Consider the following 17,426-nt stretch of genomic DNA (forward strand, 5'->3'; position numbering starts at 1 on the left):
CAAAGGCTGCGATTATGCCCGTGGATCGAAGGCTTCGCGCAAGGCGTCGCCAATAAACACCAGCAGCGAGAGGATCAAGGCCAGGGCAAAGAACGCGGTAAAGCCCAGCCAGGGTGCCTGCAGATTCTGCTTGCCCTGATTGACCAACTCGCCCAGCGAAGCGCTGCCGGCCGGCATGCCGAAGCCGAGAAAATCCAGCGCGGTCAGGGTGGTGATGGCGCCGGTGAGAATAAACGGCAGGTAGGTGAAGGTGGCATTCATGGCGTTGGGCAGAATGTGCCGCAGGATCACGCCACTGTCCTGAAGGCCCAGGGCCCGTGCGGCTTGCACGTATTCGAGGTTACGCCCGCGCAGGAACTCGGCGCGCACCACATCCACCAGTGCCAGCCAGGAAAACAGTGCCATGATCCCCAGCAACCACCAGAAATTCGGCTCGACAAAACCGCTGAGGATGATCAGCAGGTAGAGCACCGGCAGGCCGGACCAGACCTCCAGCAAGCGTTGCCCGATCAGGTCCACCCAACCACCGTGGTAGCCCTGCAAGGCGCCGGCAGCGATACCGATCACGGTACTGATCAAGGTCAGGGTCAGGGCAAACAGGATCGACACCCGCGTGCCGTACAACACCCGGGCCAGCACGTCGCGGGCCTGGTCATCGGTGCCCAGCCAGTTCACCGCCGACGGCGGACTGGGCGTGGGTTGCTGCAGGTCGTAGTTGGGTGTGTCGGCGCTGAATGGCACCGGCGCGAACAGCATCCAGCCGCCCTGGTCGCTGATCAGTTGTTGCACATACTGGCTGCGGTAGTCCGGCTGGAATGGCAGCTGGCCGCCAAAGGTCTGTTCGGTGTAGCGCTTGAACGCCGGGAAATACAATTGTCCCTGGTAGCCCATCACCAGTGGCTTGTCGTTGGCCACCAGCTCTGCGCCCAGGCTCAGCACCAGCAGCACGGCAAACAGCCACAGCGAGACCCAGCCACGGCGGTTGCGCCGAAAGCGCTGCAGGCGTCTGCGTGAAATCGGCGACAGGCTGAACATCACTGGGCCCTCGTGGCAAAGTCGATGCGTGGATCGACCAAGGTGTAGCACAGGTCGCCCACCAGCCGGATCAGCAGGCCGAACAGGGTAAAAATGAACAATGAGCCAAACACCACCGGATAATCCCGTGAGACGGCCGCTTCGTAGCTCATACGGCCCAGGCCATCGAGGGAGAAGATCACCTCGATCAGCAGGGACCCGGCGAAGAACACACTGATCAACGCCTGCGGGATGCCTGCCACCACCAGCAGAATCGCGTTGCGAAACACATGGCCGTACAGCACCCGACGTTCGCTCAAACCCTTGGCCCGGGCAGTGATGACGTACTGGCGGGTGATCTCGTTGAGAAAGGCGTTTTTGGTCAGCAAGGTCAGGGTGGCAAAACCGCCGATGACCAGCGCACCGACCGGCAGCACCAGGTGCCAGAAGTAATCGGCCAGTTTGCCCAGCAGGCTGAGTTGGTCAAAGTTCTCTGAGACCAGGCCGCGTACGGGGAACCAGTTCAACGAAGTGCCACCGGCAAACAGCACGATCAGCAGCAAGGCAAACAGAAACGAGGGCAGGGCGTAGCCAATCACGATCAGGCTGCTGCTCCAGGCATCGAACGCCGAGCCGTGACGTATCGCCTTGCGGATGCCCAGCGGGATTGACACCAGGTAGGTGATCAAGGTCGCCCAAAAGCCCAGCGATAAGGTCACCGGCATCTTCTCCAGGATCAGGTCGGTGACTTTGGCACCCCGAAAAAAACTGTTGCCGAAATCCAGGCGGGCATACTGGGTGAGCATCAGCCACAGCCGTTCGGGGGCCGACTTGTCGAAACCGTATTGGCGTTTGATCTCTTCGATCAGTTTAGGGTCCAGGCCACGGCTGGCACGGGAGCTGGCGTGCAGGGTCTCGACGCTGGCGCCCGGCGCACCGCCACCGATGCCTTGCAGACGGGCGATGGCCTGTTCCACCGGCCCACCCGGTGCGGCCTGGACGATGATGAAGTTGACCAGCAGGATGATCAGTAAAGTCGGCACGATCAGCAACAGTCGACGCAGGATGTACGCGGTCATGGCTGCTCCTTGAGGCGTTCTGCCATCTGCGCGTTGGTCAGCGCTGTCGGGCTGACTTCCCACCAGCTGTCCAGGCCTTCATCGTTACTCGGCTGCACCTTGGGCAGGCCGAAGCGGTTCCACCACACCGTCGATGAACCCGGTGGGTAATAGTTGGGAATCCAGTAGTAGTTCCAGCTCAGCACCCGGTCCAGGGCATGCGCGTGGCGGAGCATGTCGGCTTTGGTTTCAGCTTTGACCAAGCCGTCTAGCAAGCGGTCCACGGCTGGGTCCTGCAAGACCATGTAGTTGTTCGAGCCCGGGTCATTGGCCGCAGCCGAGCCAAAGAAGTTGTACAACTCAAGCCCCGGCGACGGCGACACCGGGTAGCCGGTGACGATCAGATCGTAGTCGCGGGCCATGAGCCGGTTGACGTACTGCGAGGCGTCGATGCGCCGGATCTCCAGAGTAATGCCGATTTGCGCCAGGTTGCGCTTCCACGGCAGCAGCAGACGCTCGAAACCGGCCTGGCCGTTGAGGAAGGTGAACCTTAGCGGCTCGCCCTGTTCATTGACCAGTTGATCGTCTTTAGGGGTCCAGCCTGCAGCCTGAAGCAGCGCCAGGGCCTGTAGCTGTTTGTCGCGAATAAGGCCGGAGCCATCAGTGCGCGGCGCTTCGAATACCTGGCTGAACACCTCGTCAGGCACTTGCCCGCGCAACGGTTCGAGCAACTTGAGTTCCTGCGCATCCGGCAAGGCACGGGCGGCCAATGCGCTGTTGGCGAAAAAGCTCTGCTGGCGGATGTACATAGTGCGCATCATCTGCCGGTTGCTCCATTCGAAGTCCCACAGCAGGGCCAGTGCCTGGCGCACTCGACGGTCCTTGAACACCGGGCGCTGCAGGTTGAACACGAAACCCTGGGCGGTCTGCGGCGCGTCCTTGGCCAGGTGCGCCCGTTGCAGCCGGCCATCGTCCAGGGCCGGGCTGTTGTAACCGATCGAATAGCCGGTGGCGGAGAACTCGCGGTTGTAGTCGAAGCCGCCGCCGCGGAGTACCTGGCGCGCCACTTCGGTGTCGCCGAAGTATTCAATGCTCAAACGGTCGAAGTTATAGCGCCCACGGTTGACCGGTAGATCACGCCCCCACCAGTTGGGCTCGCGCTCGAAGGTGATACTGCGGCCATTGTCGATCTTGCCGATTCGGTACGGGCCGCTGCCCAGTGGCGCTTCAAAACCGCCGCCGTTGGCAAAGTCGCGGTCTTTCCACCAGTGCTCGGGCAGCACTGGCAGGGTCGCCAGATCCAGAGGCAATGTGCGGTTCTGGTTGCTCTTGAAGTGAAAGCGGATCTGGCGCGGGCCCTCGATCTCGACGCGTTCGACATCGGCAAACAGAGTGCGGTACTTGAGGTTGCCCTCACGCATCAGTAAATCGAAGGTGTAGCGCACATCTTCTGCGCGGATAGGTTGGCCATCGGCAAACTGTGCGTGGGGCTCAAGGTAAAAACGCAGCCAGTGTCCGCCGGGGTCCCGCTCCATCTGGCGGGCGACCAACGCATAAACCGTGTAGGGCTCATCCTGGGCGCGTACTGCCAGGGGCGCATACAGCCAGCCATCGACCTCGGCCACGCCGATGCCCTTGTCGATGTACGGCAACACATGGTCGAACTGGCCGATCTCGATAGCCGAGCGGCGCAGGCTACCGCCTTTGGGGGCGTCGGGGTTGGTGTATTCGAAGTGTTGGAAATTGGCAGGATAGCGTGGCGGTTCGCCGTAGACCGTGAGGGCGTGACCGGGGGCTGCCAATACGGCATGGGTCCAGGCCAGGGCCAGACCAAAAGCGATAAGAAGGGGGGAAAGACCGGTTTGCAAGCGCCTGACTACCTGTACCCACGATTGTGGCTGTAGCTTAGCAGGTGCTGAACCGGCCCTGGCGGACCGGTTCAGTGATGGACTCAGTCCTGACGGCTGGTCACTTCCAGCAGGTGATAGCCGAACTGGGTTTTCACCGGGCCTTGTACGGTACCGACGGGTGCACTGAACACCACGGTGTCGAACTCCTTGACCATTTGACCCGGGCCGAAGGAGCCCAGGTCGCCGCCCTGACGGCTGGAAGGGCAGGTGGAGTTGGCTTTGGCGATTTCAGCGAAATCGGCACCGGCTTCGATCTGAGCCTTCAGTTCATTGCACTTTTCTTCAGTGGCAACCAGGATGTGACGGGCAGTGGCTTTGGCCATGGGAGATACTCCTTTGCAAGAAAGTGCCGAGACTAACCGATTGCCGCCAGATTTTCCTGTGCTATGTCACGTAAAGCTGCTGCCGCCTGGCGCAACAGCATTTCTGTCGAGTCCCATCCCAGGCAGCCATCGGTGATCGACACACCGTATTTGAGCGGTGCCTTGCTCAGCGTCTGGCAACCATCGAACAAATGTCCTTCAAGCATCATGCCGACGATCGAGCGGTCGCCTTCCAGGCGCTGACGCAGCACATCCTCGAACACCGCAGGTTGACGCAGTGGATCTTTGCCACTGTTGGCATGGCTGCAATCGACCATGATTCGTGGCGCCAACCCTGCTTTGACCAATCCTTGACGTGCCTGTGCGATGCTGGCCTGATCGAAGTTCGGGCCCTGATGGCCGCCGCGCAATACCAGGTGGGTATCGGGGTTGCCCAAGGTCTCGATAATCGCCGGGTAGCCCTGAGTGTCCATGCCGAAATGGCGGTGCGGATGAGCAGCGCTGCGCATGGCGTCACAGGCGATGGCGACGCCGCCGTCGGTGCCGTTCTTGAAGCCCACGGGCAGCTCCAGTCCGCTGACCATCTCACGGTGGATTTGCGACTCAGTGGTGCGCGCACCGATGGCCGCCCAGCTCAGCAGGTCGTCGAAGTAACCCGCGGCCATCGGCTGCAGCAACTCAGTGGCAATCGGCAGGCCGCGCTCCAGCATACCCAACATCAGCCCACGGGACAGCGCGATGCCGGCGTGCATGTCATCGCTGCCGTCCAGGTGTGGATCGTAGGCCAGGCCTTTCCAGCCTACCGTGGTACGGGGTTTTTCAACGTAGGCACGCATCACCAGCAACAACTGATCGTTGACTTCTTCATTGAGGGTGGCGAGACGCTCAGCGTATTCCAGCGCCGAGCGCGGGTCGTGGATCGAACATGGGCCGACGACTACCAGCAGGCGTGAATCACGCCCTTCGAGAATGGCGCGAACGGCCTGGCGATGGGTTACGACCTGGTGGGCAAGGGCGGTGGAAAGCGGCATCTGCTGTTTGAGCAGGTGCGGGCTGGGCAGACGCTGAGTGACAGCGCTGTTGGCCGCTTGAGGCTGGGTCAGGGGCAGAGCGAGCGAAGACGATTGCATGGCGATTGATTCCCTGGGCGGACGGCGGGTTCTGGCCCGCGCGGTCGGCCCTATCGAGGTGTTCGACAAAGAGCCGGATTGAGATTCTGTGTGGTGCTGCCACCTGTGCTGGACCGATCGGAGGCGGCAAGCTGGCCCGAACGGGATTGGCTAAATCGCCAGGCAGTAAAGCTTGGATAGCGGTGGTAAGTGGCGTAGTTCATGGGGTAATCCTCGTTATCTGTTCGGTCGTCTTGGGGGCTGAAAAAACAAAACCCCCGGTCGGGGGGCCGACCGGGGGTTGAGTATTCTCGTGTTCGGCGGCCCCTTGAAAGTGGGCGCCGGTGTGGGTATCAGCGGCGCCTGTGGCTAAACCAATACCCAAAATAAAACGCAGCGGGAGCGGCAGTCGCACACTCGGCCACAGCCAGCACGGGACGCGACGGGCGACCTGCGTGTTGAGCGTGAATGAGGGTGGATGGCGACATGGGACTCTCCAGTTGATGAACCTGAGCTTACTTCAGGCTTTGCTGCGGTTTCAATGGCTAATTTGCATAAGTGCGATTTGACGCGACTATCGTCGCATCTGTTGCACCCGGTTAACTGTAGGAGCCAGCGTTGCTGGCGATGCCCGGCATAGCCGGGCCTGGGTTGCTGTAGCAGATCTAAAGTTTTCTATAGCGCGTAGTGCTTGAGCTCCCGCGCAATCAGCATGCGCTGGATCTCGCTCGACCCCTCATAGATCTGAGTAATCCGCGCATCGCGGTAGTAGCGCTCCACCGGGTAATCTTCCAGATAGCCATAGCCACCATGTACCTGGATCGCCTTGGAGCAGACCCTTTCGGCCATTTCCGAAGCGAACAGTTTGGCTTGTGACGCTTCGCTCAGGCACGGCTTGCCAGCACTGCGCAGGCGTGCGGCATGCAGGATCAGCAGGCGCGCGGCGTTGATCTGCACCTGCATGTCGGCCAGCAGGTTGGCGATGCTCTGGTGTTCGTTGATCGCTTTGCCGAACTGGATCCGCTCACGCGAATAAACCAGCGCCGCTTCGAAGGCTGCGCGAGCAATCCCCAGCGCCTGAGCGGCAATGCCGATACGTCCGCCTTCAAGGTTGGACAGGGCAATGGCCAGGCCCTTGCCACGTTCGCCGAGCAGGTTGGCAGCGGGGATGCGGCAGTTGTTCAAGGTCACCGCGCAGGTGTCGGAGGCGCGGATGCCCATTTTGTGTTCGCTGCGATCGACGACAAAGCCTTCGTTGTCGGTCGGCACCAGGAACGCCGAGATACCTTTCTTGCCAAGCTCCGGATCAGTCACCGCGAAGACGATCGCAAGACCCGCGCGACGTGCGTTGCTGACGAACTGCTTGGCGCCGTTGATGACCCAGTGATCGCCCTGCAACTCGGCACGGGTCCGCAGGTTGTGCGCCTCGGAGCCGGCTTGCGGCTCGGTCAGGCAGAAGCAACCGATCACCTGGCCAGTCGCCAGGCGCTCCAACCAGGTTTGTTGCTGCTCGGCGCTGCCATAGGCGAGCAGCGGGCCGCAGCCTACCGAGTTGTGGATGCTCATCAGCGCACCGGTGGCGCCATCGCCAGCGGCGATTTCTTCAACCGCCAGGGCATAGGCGACATAGTCGGTGTAGCTGCCGCCCCATTGTTCGGGTACGACCATGCCGAGCAGGCCCAGTTCGCCCATCTTCTTGACCACTTCATTATCGATCCAGCCGGCTTTTTCCCAGGCCTGGGCATGGGGCGCAATCTCGCCACGGGCGAAATCGCGGGCCATGTCGCGGATCATGATCTGTTCTTCTGTCAGTTCCAGGTCTTGCATCTGCGTACTCCAGGCCTTACAGGCCTTCGAAGAATTGATCCACGCGCTGACGGCTAAGGTCGGCGAGGGTCGGAGGGTTCCAGTGCGGCTGCTTGTCCTTGTCGATGATCAGCGCGCGCACGCCTTCGATCAGGTCACCATGCTCGAACCACTGCTGGTCCAGATGCAGTTCCATCTTGAAGCAGTCTTCCAGGCTCAGGTGACGGCCTCTGCGAAGCATCTCCAGGGTCACGGCCATGGCCAGGGGCGAACGGGTTTCCAGCAGGTCGGCGGTTTTCAGCGCCCATTCGTGGCTGTCGGCCACGGTTACTGCCCGTAGTTGTTCCACGATACTGCTGACGTCGGGCAGGGCAAAGAAGTGATCGATGGCCGGACGCAGTCTGGCCAGAGGGGCGTCTTCGAGCACCTGGGTGCCGAGCTTGCTCAGCACACCTTGCAGGTCCTTGAGCGGGTGCTCGCTAAAGCTCAGGGTGTCAAGACGTTCATCCAGCTGTGCCAGCTTGCTGCTGTCCAGGTACCAGTTGGCCAAGCCGCAGTACAGCGCGTCGGCTGCCTGCACCTGGACGCCGCTGACGCCCAGGTAGATCCCCAGCTCGCCGGGAACACGCGAGAGGAAGTAGCTGCCGCCGACATCCGGGAAGTAACCGATGCCGACTTCCGGCATGGCCAGGCGGCTGCGCTCGGTGACCACTCGCAGTTCTGCGCCCTGGGCCAGGCCCATGCCGCCACCGAGGGTAAAACCGTCCATCAGCGCCAGGATCGGCTTGCAGTAATGGTGGATGCACTGGTCGAGGGCGTATTCCTCGATGAAGAAATCCCGGTGCAGGCTGTCACCCGCCTTGTAGCTATCGTACAGCGAACGGATGTCGCCGCCGGCACAGAAGCCTTTCGGGCCTTCACCGCGCAGGATCACGGCGTGTACCAACGGATCGTTGGCCCAGGCATCAAGCTGCTGTTGCAGGCTGCGAACCATGTCCAGGGTCAGGGCATTGAGGCCGGCGGGGCGATTGAGGGTCAAGTGACCGATATGATTGCGAACCTGGACCAGAATCGGCGCCTCGGTCGGCGTTTGAGCGTGCGCGGTCATCGCTGTCTCCCTGCTTTGTTATTGATTTTCCACGTGAAATATCACGCTCTGGGTAGGCGCTAGAGGATCGCTGGATCCTATCAGTGCAAATTTGCTCAATACAATCGACAAAACTGCAGGCTGAATCTGCATTTTTGCATGCCGTGAGCATGCTCAGCGTGGCAGGCGACCGCTGACGAAGTGAACGACATCGTTGTAGCCGTGAGTCGAGGCGTGTCCCGGGGTCACCAGTGAGTCAATGAACGCTTCATCTTCAGTGGTGATCTTTACCTGCAGTGCGCCACTGTAGGTGTCCCACTGCGCCTCGGTGCGTGGCCCGACGATGGCCGAGCTGATCAGCTGATTATTGAGTACCCAGGCAATGGCGAACTCGACCATGCCGACGCCCTTGTCCTGGGTATAGGCGTTGATTTTCTGGGCAATGGCCAGGGATTCGGGGCGCCACTCGGTTTCCAGGATACGCTTGTCCTGACGCCCGGCGCGGCTGCCTGCATCAGGCGCGGCATTGGGCGCGTATTTGCCGCTGAGCACGCCGCGCGCCAACGGGCTGAAGGGCACAATGCCCAGACCGTGATGCGCCGCCGCCTGGAACTGCTCGGGCTCGGCCTGACGGTTGACGATGTTATACAGCGGCTGGCTGACTACAGGCTTTGGCACGCCCAGGCGCTCGGCCAGGTTGCAGATTTCGGCAATGCGCCAGCCACGGAAGTTGGACACGCCCCAGTAACGGATCTTGCCCTGGCGGATCAGGTCGCCGATAGCGGCCACGGTCACTTCCAGCGGGGTGTTGTGGTCTTCGCGGTGCAGGTAGTAGATGTCCAGGTAATCGGTACCCAGGCGCGTCAGGCTGGCCTCGATCGCATTGAAGATGTGCTTGCGGCTCAAACCGCTGCGGTTGGGCACGCCGTCAGCCGGACCAAAGCCGACCTTGGTGGCCAGCACCCATTCATGGCGATTGCGAGCGATCGCTTCGCCGACGATCTCTTCGCTGCGCCCAGCGCTGTACACATCTGCCGTGTCGATGAAGTTGATGCCATGGTCCCAGGCTTTGTCGATGATACGCAGTGAATCTTCGGCGCTGGTGGGCTCGCCGAACATCATGCTGCCCAGGGTCAGGGCGGACACCTGCAGGCCGCTGCGGCCCAGTGGACGGTAGATCATGATCGATAATCCTTGGCGGTTTGGATCCGATCTGTTTTACACAGTTCTACCGGGGTTTGAAAGCTGTGGGAGATCAGGGGCTTCGCGGGGCAAGCCCGCTTGTGTCTTGTGGTAGATGTATTAAAGCGGGCCACACACCAATGCCATGTCGCTGCAGTGGCGATTAGTGTGGCCCGAGAAGCGCTTAAGGCCCCGAATGGCTGGCCGTGAAGCTGAACGTATTCGACTCAGGGTTGTTGCCATATTGGGCTTGAGCTTTGATGACATAGTGTTTCTCTTGTGTCGCGATATCCGCTTCCCAATATGCGCAACTGTTAGACGTCACCTCTTTTAGTTCAGTGGTCCCATCAAAAATCTTGACCTTCTTGCCTGGGTCCGCAGTTCCCCAAACTTTGACAGTCCTGCTGTAGACAGTGCCATTTTGTGAGACTACCTGGCTGCCGGCAGTGATGAAAGGAACACAGGGTGCGAACGACATGATGTATCTCCTGGATTTGTATTCAAGTCGGTCTTGCAGGCGTATCTAAAGACAAGCTGTTGTATGTTGCAACTGACAAAACTAACAGGTGCCAACACACGTACTTTGATGTAAGCGTCATCTACGAGACCCTCAAGTGCTGGGTAAAAAGTGCACCAAAAGAGACGCTTATAGAGGCATTGGCCGAAGGCAGCCTGGTCCTGAATATGCTCGACCTGCAAGCGCGCCAGCTCATCGCCGCGAAATCCACGCCAGAAACCGGTCAGTGACAGCGCCACATCACTCAATGCTCATGGGCATGTGAGTGGAGGGTCAGAGCACCAGGTACCTTGGTGCGCTCGAGCCCCCCACGTTCCAGCCACCGGAGGGTCTGCTCATAGGCTCGCTGCAGCAAAGACTCGGTCTGGTCAAAGTTGAACACCGAGACGTCCACAGGACACAAGGGCGGAACGATGTGCAGGCTGGTGAGAGTGCGGAAGTGTTCGATGTCACTCACCAGTTGACGCATACTCATCAGATTGACGGTGTGCAGAGCTAAGGCGACCAGGCCTTGGGGCGGTTGTGTCAGGGCGCAACTCACGCCAGTGGGGATTACTACGACGTTGGTGGCTCCCAAGGCTACAGCAGTCGAAATAGGTGTATTGCTTGCCACGCCGCCGTCAACCAGGAACTTATCGTCGATTTTTACGCAAGGGAACACCAGCGGGATGGCGGCACTGGCCAGTAACGCCTGCTCGAGTTCGCCACTGGACAGAACCGTCTCGCCACCACTGAGCAGGTCGGTGGTGACGATGTGTAGGGGCAACTCCGCATCCTCAATGCGATGAATGGGCAGTGCCTGATCCAGTAATCGGTTCAAAGCTGCCGGCTGCAACAGAAAGCCACGCCGTTTGATCAGTCCTCTACAGGTGTCGAGCCAAGAGAGGGGGAAGATGTCGGTTTTACATAGCCCGCGCCAGAATCCGGCGAGCGCCTCTACGCCATCGGAATCGGGCCTCGCGGCAAAGTAGGCGCCGTTGATAGCGCCTACCGAAGCTCCAACCACCATGTCGAATCGAACATTGGCCTCGACCAAGGCCCGCAGCATACCCACCTGCACCGCACCCAAACTGCCGCCGCCAGCGAATACGATTGCGGTTTGGGTAGTCATGGTCCAAGTCACTGTGCAGAAATGTATCGACTTAGTGTAGCTGGCGGGTTGGCGTTACTTCCGGGAGTTCGCCACAGGGGCTGCGCTATCAGGTATGCAGTTGTCCTACAAGCTCATCCGGCAATTGGCGTTCCGGAACGGGTGGATCATAGGCGTAGGGATGCACGACCTACACCGTGCTTGCTAGCTAAGCCGTCATTGACGAGTTTTGGCAGGCAACCCCTCTAGACCAGCACTTACGTCAACGTTGTCGTGAAACTGCAATATATCGGTCATAGAATTGACACGACTTCTTGTATTTTCCTTCACCTGGCCTTCGGCCTTTTTCATGGATGAGAAAACCCTATGCGTCGTGTTGTGTTCAATCAGAAAGGAGGCGTTGGAAAATCCAGCATTGCTTGCAACCTTGCTGCAGCGAGTGCTGTCGAAGGCTACCGTACGCTGCTGGTTGATCTCGATCCGCAGGCAAATTCGACTCATTATCTGACAGGCCTGATCAACGAAAGCATTCCAACGGGCATCGCCGATTTTTTCAGGCAATCATTGTCTGGCGGCTTCGAAGGCAGAAGGAATCGAGTTGTCATAACTGAGACCCCTTACGACAATCTTCACTTGGTAACTGCCAGTTCCGATCTGTTGGAGCTCCAGTCAAAACTCGAATCCAAATACAAGATCAATAAGCTGCGCAAGCTACTGGTTGAACTGTCCAAGGATTATGAACGCATCTATATCGATACACCTCCGTCACTCAATTTCTACACGTTCAGTGCGCTGGTGGCGGCGGACAGTTTGCTGATCCCATTTGATTGCGACAGCTTCTCTCTCCAGGCTCTGTATCGCGTCATGGCGCAGGTAGAGAAGTTACGCCTTGATCACAATGAATCACTGATAGTGGAAGGGGTGGTGGTCAATCAGTTCACCGGGCACACCCGCCTGTACCAGAATCTCGTTGATGAGTTGTTGGCCGAAGGTTTACCTGTTCTTCCGATTTACCTGAGCAGCTCCGTCAAGATGCGCGAATCTCACGAGGTTTCCGTGCCCATCATCCATTTAGCCCCTCGGCATAAGCTTTCTCAGGAGTTTTTTGGATTGTTGGATGCCTTGGAGCGGGCAGCTTAGTCGTCAGTAAACCTGATCAATTACCTGACCGGCCTGTCCTATTAGCTTCGGCTCATTCGGTTCGCCTATGGCGACGTCGATCGTATTGAGGTGTATCACTACGGTACCGCCCGCCCGCTCTGCAAGCGCCGCCACACATACCATCCAGAGCTTGACGCAGTGAAAACTACGTCGCAAGAAGCCAATTTTTGCAATTTTCCCAAGCAGCATTTTTCACAGATTCCGTTTCCGAAAACTCGAAGAGTTGGTTTGAGCACTGCTGTTTGGGGGTGCGGTCATGGTTCAGAAGCATTTCGCATGCGATAACCCGCGATTATTTTATCTGACAGCATGCTTTTCAAAGCATCTATCAAGGCGTTGAGATAACATGTAAATACATAGTACGTACCACAATACGAAATAGTAGGAGTAACCATGGCTCGCAGCGGTATCAACAAGGCGGCAGTGCAGAAGGCACGCCAGGCGCTGCTGGCCCGTGGTGTACATCCAAGCATCGATGCAGTACGTATCGAACTGGGCAATACCGGCTCGAAAACCACGATTCACCGCTACCTGAAAGAGTTGGATAACCAGTACCCGACGCAGCCTTTGAGCGCGCCGAACCTCAGCGATGCACTGGCGACACTGGTCGAGCAACTGGCTGAGCAACTGCGCGAGGAAGGGGAGGCTCGAATCGAGGAGATGCGCAACGCGTTCGAGGCACAGCGGCAAACACTTCTGGCTCAGGTCCAGATCAGCCAGCAGGCATTGGCCGCGCTACAACAGCAGCATGAGATCCAGGCCGCGGCCTTGGCCGGTGAATCCGCCGAGCTGGCCACCACCCGCAGTAGCTTGCAGTCTGAACAGACCCGCAACGCCACGCTCAACCAGGCGGTTGGCGAATTGAACCTGCGCCTGGCTGACAAGGACGAGCAGATCGCCTCTCTGGAAGACAAACACCGGCACGCCCGCGACGCCCTGGAGCATTACCGCACTGCCAGTCGCGAACAGCGTGAACAGGAGCAGCGCCGTCATGAAGGGCAGGTGCAACAATTTCAGCTCGAACTGACGCGTCTGAACCGCGACAACGAAGGCCTTCTGGTACAGATCCGTACACTCAAGGATGCCCAGCGCACACTTAAAACCCAGACCGAGCGGCGCCAGGCGCAAATTCAGGGGCTGGAAGTGAACCTGGCGCAACTCAATGGTTCGCGAGATGAACTGGAAAAGCAGAACCAGAACCTGGCGCTGAGCCTGGCCGAACGGGTCACCGAGTTGCGCCAGCAATTGCAGCTGATCGGCAAGCTGGAGGCACAGCTTCGTCAGGCTGAAAAGATCGCACAACAGGTTCAGGAAGTACCTTAAAGATCCAGGCGCATGGCACAACGATCATGTCAGCCCATGAGCGTGTTCGGCGGCTAATTGCCGTTGCAGGAATCACACTGCATTACTCAAGGCTGTGATGCACCTCCCGTCAAGCCCAAGGGCCGCGTAGCAGTGCCGCTGCTCGGCCTCGCAGTTTTTTACTCTCTAGCAACTACAAAAATCATAATTTCGTCATTCTCAGCCTTTGCACAGAATGCGACCTACACCCACCCACGGCGATCCGCGTGGGAAACCTCAGTAGGGCGCAGCGATGACAAACAATAAAACAGCAATAGACACGCTCGTAGTTGGCGCCGGTCAAGCCGGTGTGGCCATGAGCGAACACTTGAGCCGACTCGGCGTGCCGCACCTGGTTCTGGAGCGCAACCGTATCGCCGAAGCCTGGCGCACCGGACGCTGGGATTCGCTGGTTGCCAATGGCCCTGCCTGGCACGACCGCTTCCCGGGCCTGGAATTCGACGGCCTGGAGCCTGATGCTTTTGCCGCCAAAGACCAGGTTGCCGAGTACTTCGAAGCCTACGCGAAAAAATTCAACGTCCCGGTGCGTACTGGTGTCGAGGTGACCAAGGTGCAGCGCAATGCCGGTCGCCCAGGCTTCACCGTGGAAACCTCCGAGGGGGTGATCGAGGCCAAGAACGTGGTGGTCGCCACCGGCCCGTTCCAGCGCCCGGTGATTCCCGCTATCGCGCCGGCAGACAGCAAGGTCTGCCAGATTCACTCTGCCGAATACCGTAACCCTCAGCAACTGGCCGAAGGCGCTGTGCTGGTGGTGGGTGCCGGCTCTTCAGGTGTGCAGATTGCCGATGAGCTGCAGCGTGCCGGCAAGCAGGTTTACCTCTCGGTCGGGGCTCACGATCGTCCACCACGGGCTTATCGCAACCGCGACTTCTGCTGGTGGCTGGGCGTGCTCGGTCTGTGGGACGCCGAGGGCGTGCAGCCGGGCAAGGAGCACGTCACCATTGCCGTCAGCGGTGCGCGCGGCGGCCATACCGTGGACTTCCGTCGCCTGGCCCAACAGGGCATGACGCTGGTTGGTCTGACCAAGGCAATCAACAACGGCGTGGTGAGTTTCGAATCGAACCTGGCGGAGAACATTGCCCGCGGCGACGAGAACTACCTGGCCTTGCTTGACGCCGCCGACGCTTACATCGCCAGCAATGGCCTGGACCTGCCGCCAGAGCCGGAAGCACGGATCATGCTCCCGGATCCTGAGTGCATCAGCAACCCGATCCTGGAACTGGATCTGGCCAAGGCCGGTATCACCACGATCATCTGGGCGACAGGTTATTCGGTCGATTACGCCTGGTTGCAGGTCAATGCCTTCAAGGCCGACGGCAAGCCGCAGCACCAGCGCGGGGTCTCCAGCGAGCCAGGGATCTATTTCGTCGGCCTGCCATGGCTGGCACGTCGTGGCTCGGCCTTTATCTGGGGCGTGTGGCACGACGCCCGGCATATCGCCGAACACATCATCAAGCAGCGCGCCTATTTCGATTACCGGGATGCCTCGCAACGCCAAGCCAAAACCCCGGAAACCAACCTTCAATCAGCCAGCCTTATGGAAGTCCGTTGATGCCTACTCATACCCGCATTCGCATGTTCAACACCAAAGACACTTATCCGAATCAGAGCCTGGACAACGACCTGTGCCAAGCGGTGCGTGCCGGCAACACCGTGTATGTACGTGGCCAGGTTGGCACCGATTTCAACGGCCAGCTGGTTGGCCTCGGTGATCCACGGGCCCAGGCTGAACAGGCCATGCGCAACGTCAAGCTACTGCTTGAAGAAGCTGGTAGCGACCTGAGCCATATCGTCAAGACCACCACTTACCTGATCGACCCGCGTTACCGCGAGCCGGTGTACCAGGAAGTCGGCAAATGGCTCAAAGGCGTGTTCCCGATTTCTACCGGGTTGGTCGTCAGTGCCTTGGGCCAGCCGCAGTGGCTGATGGAAATCGACGTAATCGCGGTCATCCCCGAATAAGGAGTATGCCATGACCTTTTCCATCGTCGGTCGCTGTGCCGAAACCGGCCAGTTGGGGATTGCCATCAGTTCGTCGAGCATTGCCGTCGGTGCCCGTTGCCCCTGGCTACGTTCCGGTGTCGGCGCGGTCGCGAGCCAGAACATCACTTTGCCGGCCCTCGGGCCACAAGTGCTCGATGCCCTGGGTGAAGGATTGGCGCCGCACCAGGCCCTGGACCATGCACTGACTCGCAACGGTTACAGCCAGTACCGCCAGGTGGCGGTGGTCGATGCGCAAGGGCGAACGGCAGTGTTCAGCGGCAATCATGCCCTGGGCATGCACAACGCACTGGCCGGTGAGCAATGCGTGGCCGCGGGCAACCTGCTGGCCAACAGCGCGGTGATCGAACGCATGGTTGAAGCGTTTGAGATCAGCGAAGGCTGTCTGGCGGCGCGCTTGCTGACCGCACTGCAAGCTGGGCAGGACGCCGGCGGGGAGGCGGGGGCGGTGCATTCGGCGGCGGTGTCGGTGGTCGGCGAGCTGGTCTGGCCAATCGTCGATCTGCGCGTGGACTGGACCGAGGAGAACCCCATTGCTGAACTGCAGAGACTCTGGAGTGCCTATGAACCGCAGTTGCAGGACTATCTGACCCGTGCTCTGAACCCGACGTTGGCCCCAAGCTACGGAGTGCCGGGTGATGAGTGAGCTGCGCAGCCGCGCCTTGCTGGCCAGGCTGATCGGCTTGGCCACGGTCAGCCGCGACTCGAACCTGCAATTGATCGAGTTCGTGCGTGACTACCTGCACGGCCTGGGGGTGAGCTGTGAGCTGATCTACAACGCCGAGCGCAGCAAGGCCAACCTGCTGGCCAGTATCGGTCCGGCAGTGGCGGGCGGTGTGGTGCTGTCGGGCCACACCGATGTGGTGCCGGTGGACGGTCAGCCGTGGACGGTTGAGCCGTTCGCCCTCAGCGAGCGCGATGGCAAGCTTTACGGCCGCGGCGCGGCGGACATGAAAGGTTACCTGGCTTCGGTGCTTGCCGCGGTGCCGGTGTTTCTTGCAAGCCCGCTACGCCGTCCGGTGCACCTGGCGTTTTCGTATGACGAGGAGCTGGGTTGCCTGGGGGTGCGCAGTCTGCTGGAGGTACTGCCACAACGTATTCCACAGCCGGCGCTGTGTCTGATCGGCGAGCCGACTGAACTCAAGCCTGTGCTCGGTCACAAAGGCAAGCTGGCCATGCGTTGCCATGTACAGGGTGCACCGTGTCACTCGGCCTATGCGCCGTATGGCGTGAACGCCATCGAGCAGGCGGCGCGCCTGATCGCTCGGCTGGGGGAGATCGGCCAGCGTCTGGCCGCAGCCGAACACCACGATGAGCGTTTTGACCCGGCGTTCTCCACTGTGCAGGTCGGGGTGATCCAGGGGGGCACGGCACTGAACATCGTGCCGGCAGACTGTCGCTTCGACTTTGAAGTCCGCGCCTTGCCGGCGTTCGAGCCACAAGCCGTAGTCGACGAACTGCAAACCTACGCCGAACAGACGCTGTTGCCGGCCATGCAGGCGGTCAAGGCCGACACGGCGATTTGCTTTGAACCGATTTCGGCCTATCCGGGCCTGGCGACCGCACCTGAAAGCGCCGCCGCGCGGCTGGTGGCGCAACTGTGTGGCAGCGACGACTTCAGCACCGTGGCCTTTGGCACCGAAGGTGGTTTGTTCGATCAGGCCGGGATCCCGGCGGTGGTCTGTGGACCGGGCAGCATGGAACAGGGCCACAAACCCGACGAGTTCGTCAGTGTCGAGCAAATGGCGGCCTGCGACCGCCTGATGGACCGCCTGGCCGAGTACCTCTCCAACAATTGATAGCAAC

The 17,426-nt window shown here is 59.9% G+C and carries 16 protein-coding genes; 6 read left to right on the forward strand and 10 right to left on the reverse strand.

What is annotated here, in order from left to right; all coding sequences use genetic code 11:
- Positions 1–12: 12 nt before the first annotated feature.
- From C6382_RS08150 to C6382_RS08195, 10 genes are all read right to left on the reverse strand, one after another.
- The gene (locus tag C6382_RS08150; RefSeq protein ID WP_107023998.1) at positions 13–1,035 is read right to left on the reverse strand and encodes an ABC transporter permease; all 1,023 of its coding nucleotides are present in this window, start codon (positions 1,033–1,035) and stop codon (positions 13–15) included.
- Positions 1,035–2,093, reverse strand: coding sequence for a microcin C ABC transporter permease YejB (locus C6382_RS08155; protein WP_107023999.1), 1,059 nt, complete (start codon positions 2,091–2,093; stop codon positions 1,035–1,037). The genes C6382_RS08150 and C6382_RS08155 overlap by 1 nt, the downstream gene beginning before the upstream one ends.
- On the reverse strand, positions 2,090–3,913 hold the full coding sequence (locus C6382_RS08160) for an extracellular solute-binding protein (RefSeq protein ID WP_256589055.1): 1,824 nt from the start codon (positions 3,911–3,913) through the stop codon (positions 2,090–2,092). The genes C6382_RS08155 and C6382_RS08160 overlap by 4 nt, the downstream gene beginning before the upstream one ends.
- Positions 3,914–4,023: 110 nt before the next feature.
- On the reverse strand, positions 4,024–4,305 hold the full coding sequence (locus tag C6382_RS08165; protein WP_107024001.1) for a peptidylprolyl isomerase: 282 nt from the start codon (positions 4,303–4,305) through the stop codon (positions 4,024–4,026).
- Positions 4,306–4,337: 32 nt separating this feature from the next.
- Positions 4,338–5,435: a 3-deoxy-7-phosphoheptulonate synthase gene (locus C6382_RS08170; protein ID WP_107024002.1), complete on the reverse strand. Its 1,098-nt coding sequence runs from the start codon at positions 5,433–5,435 to the stop codon at positions 4,338–4,340.
- Between the two features lie 654 nt (positions 5,436–6,089).
- Positions 6,090–7,241 (reverse strand): acyl-CoA dehydrogenase family protein, encoded by a 1,152-nt coding sequence (locus C6382_RS08175; protein WP_107024003.1) that lies wholly within the window; start codon positions 7,239–7,241, stop codon positions 6,090–6,092.
- A 16-nt stretch (positions 7,242–7,257) separates the two neighbouring features.
- The gene (locus tag C6382_RS08180) at positions 7,258–8,328 is read right to left on the reverse strand and encodes an enoyl-CoA hydratase/isomerase family protein (protein WP_107024004.1); all 1,071 of its coding nucleotides are present in this window, start codon (positions 8,326–8,328) and stop codon (positions 7,258–7,260) included.
- Positions 8,329–8,481: 153 nt separating this feature from the next.
- Entirely contained in the window at positions 8,482–9,489 is a 1,008-nt protein-coding gene (locus C6382_RS08185; protein ID WP_107024005.1) for an aldo/keto reductase, read from the reverse strand.
- 184 nt (positions 9,490–9,673) lie between these two features.
- Entirely contained in the window at positions 9,674–9,967 is a 294-nt protein-coding gene (locus C6382_RS23875; RefSeq protein WP_146146899.1) for a hypothetical protein, read from the reverse strand.
- A 283-nt stretch (positions 9,968–10,250) separates the two neighbouring features.
- On the reverse strand, positions 10,251–11,117 hold the full coding sequence (locus C6382_RS08195; RefSeq protein ID WP_107024007.1) for a patatin-like phospholipase family protein: 867 nt from the start codon (positions 11,115–11,117) through the stop codon (positions 10,251–10,253).
- 345 nt (positions 11,118–11,462) lie between these two features.
- Between C6382_RS08195 and C6382_RS08200 the strand changes: the two genes are divergently transcribed.
- From C6382_RS08200 to argE, 6 genes are all read left to right on the forward strand, one after another.
- Positions 11,463–12,236 carry a ParA family protein gene (locus C6382_RS08200; protein ID WP_107024008.1) on the forward strand — a complete coding sequence of 258 codons (774 nt, stop codon included), beginning with the start codon at positions 11,463–11,465 and terminating at the stop codon, positions 12,234–12,236.
- Between the two features lie 414 nt (positions 12,237–12,650).
- The gene (locus C6382_RS08210; RefSeq protein WP_107024010.1) at positions 12,651–13,580 is read left to right on the forward strand and encodes a DNA-binding protein; all 930 of its coding nucleotides are present in this window, start codon (positions 12,651–12,653) and stop codon (positions 13,578–13,580) included.
- 271 nt (positions 13,581–13,851) lie between these two features.
- Complete coding sequence (locus C6382_RS08215) at positions 13,852–15,171, forward strand: NAD(P)/FAD-dependent oxidoreductase (protein ID WP_107024011.1); 1,320 nt, start codon at positions 13,852–13,854, stop codon at positions 15,169–15,171.
- A complete protein-coding gene (locus C6382_RS08220; protein ID WP_107024012.1) occupies positions 15,171–15,581 on the forward strand; it encodes a RidA family protein in 411 nt (136 codons plus the stop codon). Before C6382_RS08215 ends, C6382_RS08220 begins: the two co-directional genes overlap by 1 nt.
- A 10-nt stretch (positions 15,582–15,591) precedes the next feature.
- On the forward strand, positions 15,592–16,266 hold the full coding sequence (locus tag C6382_RS08225) for a DUF1028 domain-containing protein (protein ID WP_107024013.1): 675 nt from the start codon (positions 15,592–15,594) through the stop codon (positions 16,264–16,266).
- Entirely contained in the window at positions 16,259–17,419 is a 1,161-nt protein-coding gene (gene argE / locus C6382_RS08230) for an acetylornithine deacetylase (RefSeq protein WP_107024014.1), read from the forward strand. The genes C6382_RS08225 and argE overlap by 8 nt, the downstream gene beginning before the upstream one ends.
- Positions 17,420–17,426: the final 7 nt, after the last annotated feature.

It is taken from the genome of Pseudomonas sp. BBP2017, assembly GCF_003024385.1.
Classification (GTDB): domain Bacteria; phylum Pseudomonadota; class Gammaproteobacteria; order Pseudomonadales; family Pseudomonadaceae; genus Aquipseudomonas.